The sequence below is a fragment of the Paraburkholderia sp. BR10936 genome (genome assembly GCF_040965735.1).
In the GTDB taxonomy this organism is placed as follows: Bacteria; Pseudomonadota; Gammaproteobacteria; order Burkholderiales; family Burkholderiaceae; genus Paraburkholderia; species Paraburkholderia nodosa_A.
On sequence record NZ_JBFRCM010000003.1, the window covers coordinates 261,385 to 276,775 of the forward strand.

A 15,391-nucleotide genomic window follows, 5' to 3' on the forward strand; every position below is an offset into this window, starting at 1 on the left:
AGAAGGCATGTTCGATCAGGTGGTTTTCGCCGGCGGCGGCAATCGCTGCTGGTGGCAGGCGGGGTTCTGGGACATCGTCCAGCCCGAGCTGCGCATTCGCCCGCGCGTCATTACGGGCATCTCGGCGGGCGCGGCCACCGCGTGCATGCTCTACACGCGCGACGCCGACTGGGTCATGCGTTATTACGAGGAAGCGCTGCGCCACAACAAGCGCAACGCCTACTGGGGCAATCTGCTGCGCGGCGAGTCGGTGTTTCCGCATTACCGCATCTATCGCCAGGCGTTGCTCGACATCTACGGCGAGCCGTTCACGCAGCTTCAGGACGCGCCTGAGATCCGCATCGGCGTGTCGCATGTGCCGCGTTGGCTTGGCGCGCGCAGCGCCGTGGCGGCGGGTCTCATCGCGTACAACATCGAAAAACATATCCGCAAGACGCTGCACCCGACGCTCGGGCGCAGGCTCGGGTTTCATCCGGAATTCGTGACGGCGCAGGAATGCGCGAGCGTGGAGGATCTGGCCGATCTCATCCTGCAGTCGTCATGCACGCCGCCGTTCACGCCGGTGCTGCGGCGTGACGGCCGACCGGTGCTCGATGGCGGGATGGTCGACAACGTGCCGGTCGGCGCGCTCGACGACACGCCCGGCCGTGTGCTGGTGATGGTGACGCGGCTCTATCCGCGTCCGCAGATGTTCGTGGTGCGGCATCAGGCAACGCAGGGCGTGCAGCAGCGCCTTTACGTGCAGCCGTCGGCCAGGGTGCCGATCTCGAGCTGGGACTACACGAGCCCGCAGCAGATGCAGCACGCGTACAACCTCGGCCGCGTGGACGGCGAGCGGTTCCTCGCGCGTTTGCCCGAGGTCATGGAAGCGGCCGCTAACGCCTGAGCGCACGCGGCCGCATCGAAATCAGACGGAAAGACGCACGAAGGGCGGCGCGCGCCGCCCCGTGCCGCCGCGCTTACTTGCGGCGGCCGCCCTGCAGCGCTTCGGGGTTCGCGACGCTCGCGTGATCGCCCGCGTCGAACGCGAGGATGTTGCGGAACGCCCCGCTGAAGTACAGCTCGTAGCTCTCGCGCTCCACATAGCCGATGTGCGGCGTGCAGATCACGTTTTCCATGCGCAGCAGGCTGTAGCCCTGCAGGATCGGCTCGCTCTCGTACACGTCGATCGCGACCATGCCCGGCCGGTTGTGCGCGAGCGCGCCGAGCAGCGCGTTTTCTTCCATCAGCTCCGCGCGGCTCGTGTTGACGAGCAGCGACGTAGGCTTCATGCGCAGCAGGTCTTCCTGCTTCACGATCCCGCGAGTGTCATCGTGCAGGCGTAGATGTAGCGACAAGACGTCGCTCTCTTCGAACAGCGCCTCGCGGCTTGCGGCGGCTTCGTAGCCGTCGGCGCGCGCCGCTTCGAGCGAATGCTCGCGGCCCCATACCAGCACGCGCATGCCAAAGGCCTTGCCGTAGCCGGCCACGAGCCGGCCGATCTTGCCGTAGCCCCAGATGCCGAGCGTTTGCCCGCGCATCACCTGGCCGAGGCCGAAGTTGGGCGGCATCGCCGAGGTCTTGAGGCCCGACTGCTGCCACGCGCCCTGCTTGAGGTTGGCGACGTACTGCGGAATGCGGCGCTGCGCGGCCATGATGAGCGCCCACGTGAGTTCGGCGGGCGCGACGGGCGAACCGGTGCCTTCGAGCACGGCGATGCCGCGCTCGGTACAGGCTTCGATGTCGATGTGCGGACCGGCCTTGCCCGTCTGGCTGATCATGCGCAGATGGGGGAGCTTGTCGAGCAGTTGCGAGGTGATGCGCGTGCGTTCGCGAATCAGGACGAGCGCGTCGACTTCGGCGAGGCGGCTGGCGAGTTGGCCGAGGCCGCGGACCGTGTTGTTGAAAACCTTGACCTCGTGGTCGGCGAGCAGTTGAAAGCAGTCGAGCTTGCGGACGGCGTCCTGGTAGTCGTCAAGGATGGCAATTTTCATGGCGGCGGGTTGTTTTGCGTGTTTTGCATCGCGCCTTTCGTAGCGCGACTTCGGTGTTCATCTGGTGGTTATCCCACTATGCAGCGCCGGGAAGGCTGGTATGAATATAGGGAGCCTTCACGTCGCTCGCCGCGTGCAGCAGCAGGCATTGCAATTGCGCAAGCCCGAGGCTACGCACGCAGGTTTTTTGACGCGGCAATCAGCCGCGAATTCGCAACTTTTAACAGCTTGTCGGGCTCCGATGCAAGCCGCTTTACAGACGGTTTCGAACCCCAGGCTAGAGGACCTTGACGACCTGCCCAACTGCGCGAACCGATTCGCATGTTGATCTGCCATCGACATCCGGTTCGCAATGAGTTGCGCCTCTCGCGTGCAGCGTTGAAAAGGGCCGATTCTCTTTTTACAGCCCTAAAAATGGAGACAGCTCGATGAACCATCCCGATTACCAAGCCCAGGCCGCCGCACAGGTGCCCGCCTGGGTCCGGCACCGGAAACTGGTCGACTGGGTGCAGAAAATCGCAGCGCATACGCAGCCCGATCGCATCGTCTGGTGCGATGGCTCCCAGGAAGAATACGACCGCCTGTGTGCGCAGATGGTCGAGGCCGGCACGATGCGCCGCCTTAATCCGCAGAAGCGTCCGAATTCGTATCTCGCCTGCTCCGACCCCTCGGACGTCGCGCGCGTGGAAGATCGCACGTTCATCTGCTCGCCGACCAAGGAAAATGCCGGCCCCACCAACAACTGGGTCGCGCCCGCCGAAATGCGCGCGACGCTCGACGGCCTGTTCGCAGGCGCGATGCGCGGCCGCACGATGTATGTCGTGCCGTTCTCGATGGGCCCGCTCGGCTCTCCGATCGCGCATATCGGCGTGGAGCTTTCCGATAGCCCCTACGTGGCCGTGAACATGCGCATCATGACGCGCATGGGCCGCGCCGTGTACGACGTGCTCGGCGAAGACGGCCCGTTCGTGCCGTGCGTGCACAGCGTGGGCGCGCCGCTCGCAGCGGGCGAGCGGGACGTGCCGTGGCCGTGCAACAAGACGAAGTACATCGTCCACTTCCCGGAAACGCGTGAGATCTGGAGCTACGGCTCGGGCTACGGCGGCAATGCGCTGCTCGGCAAGAAGTGCTTCGCGCTGCGCATCGCTTCGACCATGGGCCGCGACGAAGGCTGGCTCGCCGAACACATGCTGATTCTCGGCGTGCGTTCGCCGGAAGGCCGCAAGTACCACGTCGCGGCGGCGTTCCCGTCGGCGTGCGGCAAGACCAACTTCGCCATGATGATTCCGCCGCCTGCCATGAACGGCTGGGAAATCACCACGATCGGCGACGATATTGCGTGGATCAAGCCCGGCGCCGATGGCCGTCTCTACGCCATCAACCCCGAGGCCGGCTACTTCGGCGTGGCGCCGGGCACCGGTGAGAAGACCAATTTCAACGCCATGGCGACGCTCAAGGAGAACGTGATCTTCACGAACGTTGCGCTCACCGACGACGGCGACGTCTGGTGGGAAGGCATGACCGACGAACCACCCGCGCACGTGATCGACTGGCTCGGCAACGACTGGACGCCCGCCATCGGCAAGGAAACGGGCCGCAAGGCCGCGCATCCGAACGCGCGCTTCACGGCGCCCGCGTCGCAGTGCCCGTCGATCGATCCCGAGTGGGAGAACCCGAAGGGCGTGGCCATCGATGCGTTCATCTTCGGCGGCCGCCGTTCGACCACGGTGCCGCTCGTGACCGAGGCGCGCGACTGGACCGAGGGCGTCTACATGGCCGCGACCATGGGCTCGGAGACCACGGCCGCGGCCGCGGGGCAGCAGGGCGTGGTGCGGCGCGATCCGTTCGCGATGCTGCCGTTCTGCGGCTACAACATGGCCGACTACTTCGGGCATTGGCTCGACGTGGGCGAGCGCCTCGCCAAGGCCGGTGCGACGGTGCCGCGCATCTTCTGCGTGAACTGGTTCCGCAAGGGGCCGGATGGCAAGTTCGTGTGGCCGGGCTTCGGCGAGAACATGCGCGTGCTCGAGTGGATGGTGCGCCGTATCGAGGGCAAGGCCATAGGCGACGAGCATGCATTCGGCGTGTCGCCGCGCTACGGCGACCTCGACTGGAGCGGCCTGAACTTTACGCAGGAGCAGTTCGAACAGGTGATTTCAGTGGACGCCGACGCCTGGCGCGCCGAACTCGCGCTGCACGCCGAGCTGTTCGACAAGCTCGCTCATGGGTTGCCGCAAGTGTTGAAGGATGCTCGCAAGACGCTGGAAACGCGTCTCTAATCATGTAATGTGAGCGCTCACTATCTGGATGGCCGCCCGAGGGCGGCCATTTTTATTTCCGGGGTCGAATGCAGTGGTGCGGTGCAGAGGCACGTCTGTTCGGCGTTAGAGCGACTATTTCGCTGCAACGCGCAAAATTGTTTCGTTCGAAGTAATAATCGGACCTGTGTTAATGCATTTTGGGGTGCAGTCGAAGAAATCGTAAAGAAAATAAGGGCTTCGGAGGCAACTTCTGCACGATTTCTGCTGTCGTAGGAGAATTCGCGGTTTCCTCCGCTGATTAACAGCGGGGTAGTAACAGGCAGGAGTTGTCTCATGGATCATTTGCAGTCGATGCGAGTATTCGTCAAAGTGGCCGACCTCGGCAGTTTCGCCCGGGCCGCTTCCGCGATGGATATCTCCAACGCAGTTGCGACGCGGCACGTTGCCGACCTCGAAGGTCGACTCGGCACGCGGTTGCTCAACCGCACGACCCGCAGTCTCTCCCTGACCGAATCGGGTCAGGTCTATCTCGAGCGCGCCCGCCAGATCCTCGATGAGCTCGAGGATGTCGAACAGATGGTCGTCGCGCGCAATCACGAACCTGTCGGCACGCTGCGCATCGTCGCGCCGGTCGTGTTCGGGCTCCACAACCTCGCTCCGGTGCTGCAGACCTACACGCAGCGCTATCCGCAGGTCATTCCCGACGTCACGCTGGTGGACCGTCAGGTCGATCTCGTCGAAGAGGGCTTCGATCTGGGCGTCGTGACCGCACGCCAGATGCGCAGCGCCAGCATCGTCACGCGCCGCCTCACCACCGGTTGCATGACGGTGTGCGCGACGCCCGCGTACCTCGAAAAGCACGGCACGCCCACGCGCCCCGAGCATCTCATGGAGCACCCGAGCCTCTCGCTGCCCTCCGAGTACTGGGGGGACGAGCGCGTCTTCACGGGTCCGGACGGCGAAATCCGCGTGCGTCCGACCAATGTGATCGTGGCGAACAACACCGAGATGCTGCGCCAGTTCGCGCTGCTCGGCATGGGCATCGCGATCCTGCCGAGCTACCTGATCGGTCGCGACATGACGCGCGGGCGCCTCGTGCGGCTGCTTGGCGACTATCGTCTGCCGCAGGTGGAGATCAACGTCGCGTATCCGAGCCGGCGTCACCTGCCGGCCAAGGTGCGCACGTTCATCGACCATCTCGTCGAGCACTTCAGCCAGACGCCGAACAGCCAGCTTGGCGAGCAGTGGGTCAAGGACGGTCTTGCACGTCCGGCAGTGGCGGCGCGCAACGGCGTTGCGGGCGACGACTACGATGGCGTGCAGCCAGCGCCGGGCGGTAGCCTGCACGACAGCGAGCACAACGGCACGGACGGCGAACGCGCGCCGAAGGCGGCGCGCGCTTCGGCAGCGCGTACCCGGACTTCGGCGATCTCGCCGCTATAAGCCCGATATCGCCGTTCATCGGTCGATAAAAAAGGCGCAGCTTCGAGAGAAGCTGCGCCTTTTTGCCTGTTGCGAGCGGGCCGGCGACGGCCCGGGAAGGGACGGCTTTACGACCCTGTCTTGCGCGCCGGCGTCTTGCGGGCGGCGGTCTTGCGTGCCGGTGCGGCTTTGGCGGCCGCCGTCTTGCGCGCGGGTTTCGCCTTGCCTTCTTCGGCCGAATCCGCCGCGTCGTTCGCGGCATCGTTCGTCGCCTCAGCCGAGGCAGCCGACTTCTTCGCGGCCGTCTTGGCCGCCGTCTTCGCGCTCGGCTCCTTCTTCTCGAACTCGAAGCCGATCTTGCCGTCCGGCTGCTTGACGAGGAAAGCCTTGAAGTTGCGGCCCGTACGTGACGACTTGAAGTTGGTCAGCAAGTCGGTGCGGCCTTCGGCAAGCAGCTTGGCCATCTGGTCGCGCGCGATCTCCTGCTGCAGGATCACCTTGCCCGAGCGGAAGTCGCAGGTCTTCGGATTCGCGACCGAGTGCTCGCACACGTAGCTCATGCCGTGCTCGTACACGCGTGCCTTGCACTTCGGGCACGCGCCCACCGGCTCCTGCTGCGAGAAGTCGGGCGCTTCGCCGTCTTCGGCGCCGGAGTCCTGGCCGAAGTCGAACTCGAGCTTGTAGTTCTTGATTTCGTCGTCGAACGAGAGCTTGAGGATGGCAGAGAACGGCCGGCCCATCTTGCTGCGGAAGCCCGAGAGCGGGCCGATCGTCTTGTTCTGCAGCAGTTCTTCCACTTCGGGGATTTCGAACTGGCGGCCGCCCGGAATCTTCGAGATCGAGAACTCGCACTTCGTGCAGGCGAAGCGGCGATAGTTTTCCTTCACCTGGCCGCCGCAATTCGGACACGGCGTTTGCAGCGTCGCGTAGTCGCCGGGGATCGTGTCCGAGTCGTATTCCTTCGCGCGCTTCACGATGGTCTGCGTCATGCGGGCGATTTCCTGCATGAACGCGTCACGCGGGAGTTTGCCGCGCTCCATCTGCGAAAGCTTGTACTCCCATTCGCCGGTGAGTTCCGGCGCGGTCAGTTCTTTCACGCCGAGACCGCGCAACAGCGTCATGAGCTGGAACGCCTTGGCCGTCGGGATCAGTTCGCGGCCTTCGCGCACGAGATACTTTTCGCCGAGCAGACCTTCGATGATCGCCGCGCGCGTGGCCGGCGTACCCAGGCCCTTGGCGGCCATGGCCTCGCGCAGCTCTTCGTCGTCCACGAGCTTGCCCGCGCCTTCCATGGCCGAGAGCAGCGTCGCTTCGTTGTAGCGCGCAGGCGGCTTGGTCACGAGTTGGTGCGCCGCGATCTTGTCGGTCTTGACCTTCTCGTCCTTCTTCACCGGCACGAGATTGGCGTCGTCGCCGCCCGCGTCGCGGCCATAGACCTGCAGCCAGCCCGGCTCGACCAGCACCTTGCCTTCGGTCTTGAAGTGATGCCCTGCGACTTCGGTGATACGCGTGGTGACACGATATTCCGCCGCCGGGAAGAACACGGCGAGGAAGCGCTTCACGACGAGGTCGTACAGCTTCTGCTCGGGCTCCGAGAGCGACTTCGGCGCCTGCAGCGTGGGGATGATGGCGAAGTGGTCGCTGATCTTCGAGTTGTCGAAGATGCGCTTGTTCGGCTTCACCCAGCCCTTGTCGAGCACCTGCTTGGCGTGCGGCAGGTAGTTGTTGCTCTCCTTGAGCATCTCGAGCGTCTCTTTCACCGTGCCCATGTAATCCTCGGGCAGCGCGCGCGAGTCGGTACGCGGGTAGGTGAGCACCTTGTGCTTTTCGTACAGCGCCTGAGCGAGGCCGAGCGTGTTCTTGGCAGAAAAGCCGAAGCGGCCGTTCGCTTCACGCTGCAGGCTCGTCAGGTCGAAGAGCGCGGGCGAGAGCTGGGTGGACGGCTTCGATTCCTCGCTGACCGTGCCTTCGCGGCCATGGCAGGCCGCAACGATGGTCTCGGCGGCCGGCAGGCTCCAGAGGCGCGAATCGCGCTTTTCCGGATCGAACTCGTCCCTCTTGAATTTCGGGTCGTACCAGCGGCCTTCGTAGAAGCCGCTCGCGCAGACGAACTCCGCACGCACTTCCCAATAGTCGCGCGGGATGAAACGGCGGATTTTCTCTTCGCGTTCGACGACGATCGACAAGGTCGGCGTCTGAACGCGGCCAACCGTCGTGAGGAAGAAGCCGCCGCCCTTGCTGTTGAAGGCGGTCATCGCGCGCGTGCCGTTGATGCCGACGAGCCAGTCGGCTTCCGAGCGGCAGCGGGCGGCGTCGGCGAGCGGCTGCATGTCGTGGTCGCTGCGCAGGTTCGCGAAGCCGTCGCGGATCGCCTGCGGCGTCATCGACTGAAGCCACAGGCGCTGGACCGGCTGCTTCGCCTTCGCGTGCTGCGCGATCAGGCGGAAGATCAGCTCGCCCTCGCGCCCCGCGTCGCAGGCATTGATGAGTTGCGTGACGTCCTTGCGCTTCATCAGCTTGTTGAGCACCTTGAGCCGCGATTCGCTCTTGGCGATCGGGTTCAGGTCGAAGTGCGGCGGGATCACGGGCAGGTGAGCGAAGCTCCACTTGCCGCGCTTGACCTCGTATTCTTCCGGCGCTGCGATTTCCAGCAGATGGCCGACTGCCGACGAGAGTACGTAGTCGTCGCTCTCGTAGTACTCGTCATGCTTGGTAAAACCGCCCAGCGCGCGCGCGATGTCGTTCGCGACGGACGGCTTCTCGGCGATGATCAGAGCTTTGGACATGACTGGTTGCTTGTGGGTGTTCCGGTTGGCGCCCCCGGGGCCGATGCCGCCTGAATGGGCGCTTGGGCGCGATGCCCGGCGTTGCTGCCCCGCTCGGGGGGCCGTTCTCGACCGCTTTATAGCACATGGCGCGTCGGCGTCGATTTTTGCGTCATCTCATGACGACACCCGCGCACCCTCCAGGGCGCCCAATCATAAGGGCGCGCCAGGCCGCGCGGCAAGCGGTGTGCCTGGTCGGGGTCAGATGCTGGGTGCGCTCAAACCGCGCTCAGGACGGGGCGCAGCTTGGGCGCGTCGGACACGCCCGGTAGCGCCGTGAGGTCCGAAAGCATGCGCTCGACCACGGCGGCGTGCGGCAGGACCGTGCCGAAAAAGCGCGTGGCGTGACCGTCCTCGATCAGGATGGTCGGGAAGTTCTCGACATCGAGATCGTCGAAGCGGTCGGCATGGGTTTCGATGTCGATGTACGCAAAGCAGACATCGGGATGCGCCTCGGCGATGCGGTCGAACGTGGCACGGTAGTCGCGGCACGTCCCGCACCATTGCGCGCACAGGCACGCGACGAACAGCGTGTCCTGATTGCTGACGCGCTCGGCGATCTGGTCGGCGTCGGTGTCGAGGTCTAGCGCGGGCATGGTCGTTCCTTGCGTTCTCTTATATATAGAGCGGGGTATTTGGCGCGAATGTATCACGGCGACGCGGGAGCGGTGATGCTCCCCCAATCCGCGGCATCAGCCGCGCGAGGCCCGCACGAACCAGCCGCCGGGCAGGGCGTCGAGGTGTCCCGCGAGCTCGAGTTGCAGCAGCGTGCCTTGCAGCACCGCTTCGGCCATGTCGGTGCGCTGCGCGAGGATTTCAACCGTGGCGGGCGCGTGACCGAGCGCTTCGAGGAGGCGCCGGGCTTCAGCGCCAAGGCTGGCGGGTGATTTTCGTGCTTCAGCGCGATGCGCAGGCGGCGGCTCGGGACGGGGGAACTCGAGCGCCAGCTGTGGCGTCTCGTTTGCTTCGTCGCGCGGCATGCGATCGAACGGAACGGAGACCTTCTCGCGGCGCTGTTCCCGCGGCGACACAGGCGTGCGGCCTGCGCTCGCAGGTTGCCCGACATCGAGCGCATCGAGTACCTCTTCGGGCGATTCGACCAGCTGCGCCCCCTGCTTGATGAGCCCGTGGCAGCCGCGCGTGAGCGGCGCGTGAATCGAGCCGGGCAGCGCGAAAACGTCGCGTCCCATTTCGTTGGCGAGCCGTGCCGTGATGAGCGAGCCGGAACGTTGTGCGGCCTCGACCACCACCACGCCTTCGACGAGCGCGGCAATCACGCGGTTGCGCTGCGGAAAGTTCGCGGAGCGCGCCGGGATGCCGAGCGGCCATTCGGAGACGAGCGCGCCGTGTGCGGCGATCTCCACGGCGAGCGGATGATGGGCCGGCGGATAGACGAGATCCGCGCCGGTGCCGATCACGGCGACGGTGCCGCCCTGCTCGTGGAGTGCGCCGCGATGGGCGGCGCCGTCCACGCCGAGCGCGAGCCCCGACACGACGGTGAGACCCGACGCGGCGAGAGTGCGTGCGAAACGCGTGGCGTCCTCGACGGCCTGCGGCGTGGCGTTGCGGCTGCCCACGATGGCCACCGCGCGTGCGTGCAGCAGCTCGAGCCGGCCCTTTGCGTAGAGCAGCGGCGGTGGATCGGGCATGTCGAGCAGGCGGCCCGGATAGGCCGGGTCGGCAAGCGTGATGAGCGCGTTGCCGGGCGCCGCGCGCCACGCCTGCAGGGCATCGAGTCGTGCCGCGAAGTCCGGCCGGGGCTCGGCCAGGGCGGCATGGGCGGCTTGCGCACCCGCCACCGCGGCGAGTGCGGCGAACGGCTGGGCCAGCACGTGTTGGGGCAGGCCGAACGCGCCGAGCAGCGCACGCAGCGCAGCGGGCCTCAGGCCGCGCGCGAGGGCGAGGCGCAGCCAGGCGGCCAGTTCTTCGGCAGACAGCGGCAAGGTCGTCGGCATTGCGTTCCCCGGGCGCGGACGGTTTGCCGCACCTCGTGATAAAATTTTCACCATCCGAAATACACCGTGGCGTCTTTACCCGTGGCATTGCGCGCACGCCTTCGCGCGCAGCGCGTCCGCACGGGCGATACGCGCGTTCAACGTTGAATTGCGGCCCTTTCGTCCGAATATGAGGAGATATCCTCCCTATCCGGCCTGGGACCCGCAAGCTGGCCGAATGGCCAGGCCGCGCATCGTTCCCTGTGCCAGGCTCTTTCAGGCGCCCAACGAGAAACCCGTCAAATCATGGCTCTACTGAACATTCTTCATTACCCGGACAAGCGTCTGCACAAGGTCGCAAAGCCGGTCGAGGCGGTCAACGACCGCATCCGCAAACTGGTCGCCGACATGGCCGAAACCATGTACGCCGCGCCGGGTGTCGGTCTCGCGGCCACCCAGGTCGACGTGCATGAGCGCGTCGTGGTGATCGACGTGTCCGACGCGCACGACGAACTGCGCGTGTTCATCAACCCGGAAATCATCTGGTCGAGCGACGAGCGCGAAGTGCACGAGGAAGGCTGTCTTTCCGTGCCGGGCATCTACGATGAAGTCGAGCGCGCGGAAAAGGTGCGCGTGCGCGCGATGAACGAAAAGGGCGAGACCTACGAGGTGGACTGCGAAGGGCTGCTCGCCGTGTGCATCCAGCACGAAATGGATCACCTGATGGGCAAGGTGTTCGTCGAATACCTGTCGTCGCTCAAGCAGACGCGCATCCGCAGCAAGATGAAGAAGCTCGAACGCGCGATGTAATCGCGATCTGACTTGTCTCTTTCTTCATCAACCCGCCGCCACGCACCGAGCGCCCATGAGCCACCCCCTTCGCGTCATCTTCGCCGGCACGCCGGAATTCGCCGCCGCGGCGCTCGCGGCGATTCACGAAGCGGGCTTTGCCGTGCCGCTCGTCCTGACCCAGCCGGACCGCCCGGCAGGCCGCGGCATGAAACTCCAGGCAAGCCCGGTCAAGCGCTATGCGCAGGAGCACGGCATGGCCGTCGCCCAGCCGCCGTCGCTGCGCCGGACCGGCAAGTATCCGCAGGAAGCCGCCACGGCGCTGGACCTGCTGCGCGCCACGCCGCACGACGTGATGGTGGTCGCAGCCTACGGGCTGTTGCTGCCGCAGGAAGTGCTGGATATCCCGCCGCGCGGCTGCATCAACATTCATGGGTCCATCCTGCCGCGCTGGCGCGGTGCGGCGCCGATTCATCGCGCGATCGAAGCTGGCGACACCGAAACCGGCATCACGCTCATGCAGATGGACGCGGGGCTCGACACCGGCCCGATGATCTCCGAGGTGCGCACGCCGATCGCGCCGGGCGACACCACGGCGACGCTGCACGACCGCCTGGCGCAACTCGGCGCGCAGCTGATCGTGGACGGGCTCGTCGCGCTCGAGCGCGACGGTGCGCTGCCCGCCACGCCGCAGCCGGCCGAAGGCGCGACTTACGCCGAGAAGATCGGCAAGCAGGAAGCCGCGCTCGACTGGCGCCGGCCGGCGGTGGCGCTCGCGCGGCAGATTCGCGCATTCGACCCATTCCCGGGCGGCGCGGCCACGCTGGACGGCGCGCAGCTCAAGCTGTGGGCCGCCGAGCCGGTCGAGCGTACGTCGACCGCCGCCGGCGAGCCGGGTGAGATTCTCGAAGTCAGCCCGGCGGGCGTGGTGGTGGCCTGCGGCGAGGGCGCGCTGCGCCTCACGCAGCTGCAAAAGCCGGGCGGCAAGCGGCTGCCCGCGCGCGAATTCCTGGCCGGTATGCCGCTGGCGGCGGGGCAGCGGTTCCAGCTGCCGGAGACCCCGGCGGCCTGAACCCGGGCTCGCGCCAGCGCCTGAAAACGCGCCGCCAGGCCAAGTGCTGCGCGGTTCCCGGCGCGCTAGAATCAATGGCGTTTGAAGCGCGTTTTTCGATTTTGAGGTTGGCATGCTCGGCATTACCCATTTCGGTTTCTTTCTCGTCGCCGTATTTCTCCTGAACGTGACGCCGGGGCCCGACACGGCCTATATCGTCGGCCGCAGCGTCGCGCAGGGCCGCGGCGCGGGCCTCGTTTCCGCACTGGGTATCTCGGCGGGCTGCTGCGTGCACACGCTCGCCTGCGCGTTCGGTCTGACCGCGCTGCTCGCGGCGTCGGCCACGGCGTTCACGGTCATCAAGATCGTGGGCGCGATCTATCTGGTGTATCTCGGCGTGCGCCTCGTTCTCACGAAGCACGAAGTCAGGCCCGCCGAAGGCGCCCCGCAGGCCACGGCCCCTGCCGCCGCCCCGCGCCCGCTGCGTCAGCTGTTCGTTTCGGGTTTCTGCACCAACGTGCTCAATCCGAAGGTGGTGCTGTTCTTCGTTTCGTTTTTCCCGCAGTTCGTGACCACGGGGACGGAGCACAAGGCCCTCGCTTTCCTCACACTCGGCGCCGTGTTCATGCTGATGAGCACGGTCTGGAACAGCTTCGTCGCGTGGGTGGCGGGCAGCGTCACGCAGCGCTTCTCGGGCAAGCCGGGCGTCAAGAAGTGGCTCGATCGCACGGTCGGCTCGGCGTTTGTCGGGCTGGGCCTGAAGCTCGCGACCGCCACGCGATGAGATTGAATTTTTCGCATCTGCCCATATCTAACAAATCGCTTACAATGCGCTCGCTCAAAGCTAGCTGACCGGCTGGCGGCGGGCGTTCAACGATCGATTTGATCCCCTGGTGGGTGAAGGAGCACAGCACATGTTCAACTGGGTCAAAACCGCGATGTTGATGGCCGCGATTACGGCCCTTTTCATCGTGATTGGCGGGCTGATCGGCGGGCATCGCGGGATGGTGCTGGCGCTGTTCTTCGCGCTCGCCATGAACTTCTTCTCGTACTGGTATTCGGACAAGATGGTCCTGCGCATGTACAACGCGCAGGAGGTCGACGAGACCACGGCGCCGCAGTTCTATCGCATGGTCCGCGATTTGTCCACGCGGGCGGGCCTGCCGATGCCGCGCGTCTACCTCATCAACGAAGATGCGCCCAACGCCTTCGCTACCGGCCGCAATCCCGAGCACGCAGCGGTCGCGGCGACCACGGGCATCCTGCGCGTGCTGTCCGAACGTGAAATGCGCGGCGTCATGGCGCACGAGCTGGCGCACGTGAAGCACCGCGACATTCTGATCTCGACCATCTCGGCCACCATGGCCGGCGCGATCTCGGCGCTCGCCAACTTCGCGATGATCTTCGGCGGCCGCGACGAGAACGGCCGTCCCGCGAACCCCATCGCGAGCATCGCCGTGGCGCTGCTCGCACCGATCGCGGGCGCGCTGATCCAGATGGCGATTTCGCGTGCGCGCGAATTCGAGGCGGACCGCGGCGGCGCCGAGATTTCCGGCGATCCGCAGGCGCTCGCTTCGGCGCTCGACAAGATCCACCGCTACGCGCAGGGCATTCCGTTCCCGGCGGCCGAAGAGCATCCGGCCACGGCGCAGATGATGATCATGAATCCGCTGTCGGGCGGCGGCTTGCAGAACCTCTTCAGCACGCACCCGTCCACGGAAGAGCGCATCCGCCGCTTGATGGAAATGGCTGCAGGCGGCCAACGCTAAAGCGACGACCGGTAGCCGGTGACGAAAAAAACGCCTCCTCGGAGGCGTTTTTTATTCAGCCCGTCGCCGCGGCGTCGCCGTCCATATGTCGGGCGCCCGCTCGCGCCGAAACCCGCAACGCCCGTTGACGCAGCGACACCACGAAGAATACGAAATAAACGCCGATGAACCAGGACACGTCGAGCGCGTAGTAGACGTGCCCGAACTTGACGACGATCCACGCGGCGATGAACGCCAACGGTACGGCGTAGAAAAACACGCGATCCATCCGGTTGTCTTCTTTGCTGCTCTGGAAGAGCGAAACGTAGCAGCACGCAAAAAACGGCGCGATGTCGTATTCCTTCATTCTCGGATTCAGCGCGAGACAGAACGCGAGCACATAGAACAGCCTGCCAGGTACGCTTGCGTTTTCAGCAACCATGAGCCGCCGCCCGCGCAATGGATTGACCGCGTACATGAATAGCGCCACGACCACCAGCTCGTAGAGCAGTACGTCGTCCAGGGTCGACAGCGCGCGCACGTGTTGTTCGAGTATCCCGAACAGCACGAGTCCGGAATCGTTCTGGGCGAGCATCTGCCAGCGCAGCAGGGTTTCGAAGTCGGTCCACAGGCGCGGTTCCAGCGCGAGCTGCGCGATGGTTGCCAGCGCAACGCACAAGGGCACGGCGATGAAATAGCGCATGCCTTTGGGGATAAAAAAGAACACGACGGCGTAGGTCAGGAAATAGATCTTGATGGAGGCAAACAGGGCGATGAAAAAAGCCAGCGCGCAATACTTTGCCGTCGCGCCACGGCTGTCGTGCGAAGCCGAAGCCGCATAAAAAAGCGCAATGATCAGCAGGTGGCCGAAGATCGCAAAATTGCCCGTGAGGATGCCTCCCACGCCCGCGCCGCCGGTCAGAAACCCCAGCGCGCCCGCGACGATGAAATCCGCATGCCTGATGCTGTAGGCCAGATAGATCAGCGACGCGACAACGAATGCCAGATAGAGCCAGTGAAACGGCACGCGCGAGAACAGATTCAGGAAGATGGGCGGATAGATGAAGGGGAATCCGTGCGGAATATACGGATTCGCGCCGCGCTTGAATTGATCGAGCGCGTACGCGTACACCTTGTAGTCCCAGAAAGGCGAGAACAGCTTTCCCCGTCCCTGCTGGTACACAGAAAAGAGAGCAACGAAGGCGAGGAACGCGAAGTCTTGTTTCTTCCCGAGTCGTTTCATGATGGCCGCTACGTCGCAGGGAGGAGGGGCGTTTTCTGTCGCCATCATGAGGCGAGCGGTTAGTCGGTATCCGCCAATATGTATCCCTGCGCTTGCCTTGCTATCCGCGCGCTGGCGCGGTGCCGTCAACGGGAATCGCGCCGGC

12 protein-coding genes are annotated in these 15,391 nt (G+C 65.2%); 7 read left to right on the forward strand and 5 right to left on the reverse strand.

Features of this window, described 5'->3' with window-relative positions:
• Window positions 1–7 precede the first annotated feature (7 nt).
• Window positions 8–886 carry a patatin-like phospholipase family protein gene (locus tag AB4Y36_RS07725; RefSeq protein ID WP_342949131.1) on the forward strand — a complete coding sequence of 293 codons (879 nt, stop codon included), beginning with the start codon at window positions 8–10 and terminating at the stop codon, window positions 884–886.
• A gap of 73 nt (window positions 887–959) precedes the next feature.
• Here AB4Y36_RS07725 and AB4Y36_RS07730 read toward each other — a convergent pair whose 3' ends face one another.
• Window positions 960–1,973, reverse strand: coding sequence for a D-2-hydroxyacid dehydrogenase family protein (locus AB4Y36_RS07730; protein ID WP_368682669.1), 1,014 nt, complete (start codon window positions 1,971–1,973; stop codon window positions 960–962).
• A gap of 428 nt (window positions 1,974–2,401) precedes the next feature.
• Between AB4Y36_RS07730 and AB4Y36_RS07735 the strand changes: the two genes are divergently transcribed.
• Together AB4Y36_RS07735 and AB4Y36_RS07740 are read left to right on the forward strand one after the other, a co-directional pair.
• Complete coding sequence (locus tag AB4Y36_RS07735) at window positions 2,402–4,252, forward strand: phosphoenolpyruvate carboxykinase (GTP) (protein ID WP_368682670.1); 1,851 nt, start codon at window positions 2,402–2,404, stop codon at window positions 4,250–4,252.
• Between the two features lie 315 nt (window positions 4,253–4,567).
• Entirely contained in the window at window positions 4,568–5,677 is a 1,110-nt protein-coding gene (locus AB4Y36_RS07740; RefSeq protein WP_069264585.1) for a LysR family transcriptional regulator, read from the forward strand.
• 107 nt (window positions 5,678–5,784) lie between these two features.
• On the opposite strand, the gene AB4Y36_RS07745 is transcribed toward AB4Y36_RS07740, so the two are convergent.
• From AB4Y36_RS07745 to dprA, 3 genes are all read right to left on the reverse strand, one after another.
• Entirely contained in the window at window positions 5,785–8,442 is a 2,658-nt protein-coding gene (locus tag AB4Y36_RS07745; protein WP_069264587.1) for a DNA topoisomerase III, read from the reverse strand.
• A 257-nt stretch (window positions 8,443–8,699) separates the two neighbouring features.
• Entirely contained in the window at window positions 8,700–9,077 is a 378-nt protein-coding gene (locus AB4Y36_RS07750) for a thioredoxin family protein (RefSeq protein ID WP_342949129.1), read from the reverse strand.
• 96 nt (window positions 9,078–9,173) lie between these two features.
• Complete coding sequence (dprA, locus tag AB4Y36_RS07755; protein WP_368682671.1) at window positions 9,174–10,436, reverse strand: DNA-processing protein DprA; 1,263 nt, start codon at window positions 10,434–10,436, stop codon at window positions 9,174–9,176.
• 285 nt (window positions 10,437–10,721) lie between these two features.
• Between dprA and def the strand changes: the two genes are divergently transcribed.
• The 4 genes from def to htpX all read left to right on the forward strand — a co-directional run bounded on the left by def (window position 10,722) and on the right by htpX (window position 14,024).
• Window positions 10,722–11,225 (forward strand): peptide deformylase, encoded by a 504-nt coding sequence (def, locus tag AB4Y36_RS07760; protein WP_322031547.1) that lies wholly within the window; start codon window positions 10,722–10,724, stop codon window positions 11,223–11,225.
• A 55-nt stretch (window positions 11,226–11,280) separates the two neighbouring features.
• Entirely contained in the window at window positions 11,281–12,276 is a 996-nt protein-coding gene (gene fmt / locus AB4Y36_RS07765) for a methionyl-tRNA formyltransferase (RefSeq protein WP_368682672.1), read from the forward strand.
• A 112-nt stretch (window positions 12,277–12,388) separates the two neighbouring features.
• On the forward strand, window positions 12,389–13,039 hold the full coding sequence (locus AB4Y36_RS07770) for a LysE family translocator (protein ID WP_069264599.1): 651 nt from the start codon (window positions 12,389–12,391) through the stop codon (window positions 13,037–13,039).
• Window positions 13,040–13,169: 130 nt separating this feature from the next.
• A complete protein-coding gene (gene htpX / locus AB4Y36_RS07775) occupies window positions 13,170–14,024 on the forward strand; it encodes a zinc metalloprotease HtpX (RefSeq protein WP_069264601.1) in 855 nt (284 codons plus the stop codon).
• 55 nt (window positions 14,025–14,079) lie between these two features.
• Here the strand turns inward: htpX and AB4Y36_RS07780 are convergent, their stop codons facing one another.
• Window positions 14,080–15,246, reverse strand: coding sequence for a hypothetical protein (locus AB4Y36_RS07780; RefSeq protein WP_368682673.1), 1,167 nt, complete (start codon window positions 15,244–15,246; stop codon window positions 14,080–14,082).
• Window positions 15,247–15,391: the final 145 nt, after the last annotated feature.

Bases quoted from the DNA above. Each gene is read 5' to 3' on its own strand.
- AB4Y36_RS07780 (WP_368682673.1), bottom strand. From the start codon at position 15,246: ATGAAACGACTCGGGAAGAAACAAGACTTCGCGTTCCTCGCCTTCGTT.
- htpX (WP_069264601.1), top strand. From the start codon at position 13,170: ATGTTCAACTGGGTCAAAACCGCGATGTTGATGGCCGCGATTACGGCC.
- AB4Y36_RS07725 (WP_342949131.1), top strand. From the start codon at position 8: ATGTTCGATCAGGTGGTTTTCGCCGGCGGCGGCAATCGCTGCTGGTGG.
- dprA (WP_368682671.1), bottom strand. From the start codon at position 10,436: ATGCCGACGACCTTGCCGCTGTCTGCCGAAGAACTGGCCGCCTGGCTG.
- AB4Y36_RS07770 (WP_069264599.1), top strand. From the start codon at position 12,389: ATGCTCGGCATTACCCATTTCGGTTTCTTTCTCGTCGCCGTATTTCTC.
- AB4Y36_RS07735 (WP_368682670.1), top strand. From the start codon at position 2,402: ATGAACCATCCCGATTACCAAGCCCAGGCCGCCGCACAGGTGCCCGCC.
- AB4Y36_RS07750 (WP_342949129.1), bottom strand. From the start codon at position 9,077: ATGCCCGCGCTAGACCTCGACACCGACGCCGACCAGATCGCCGAGCGC.
- def (WP_322031547.1), top strand. From the start codon at position 10,722: ATGGCTCTACTGAACATTCTTCATTACCCGGACAAGCGTCTGCACAAG.
- fmt (WP_368682672.1), top strand. From the start codon at position 11,281: ATGAGCCACCCCCTTCGCGTCATCTTCGCCGGCACGCCGGAATTCGCC.
- AB4Y36_RS07730 (WP_368682669.1), bottom strand. From the start codon at position 1,973: ATGAAAATTGCCATCCTTGACGACTACCAGGACGCCGTCCGCAAGCTC.
- AB4Y36_RS07740 (WP_069264585.1), top strand. From the start codon at position 4,568: ATGGATCATTTGCAGTCGATGCGAGTATTCGTCAAAGTGGCCGACCTC.
- AB4Y36_RS07745 (WP_069264587.1), bottom strand. From the start codon at position 8,442: ATGTCCAAAGCTCTGATCATCGCCGAGAAGCCGTCCGTCGCGAACGAC.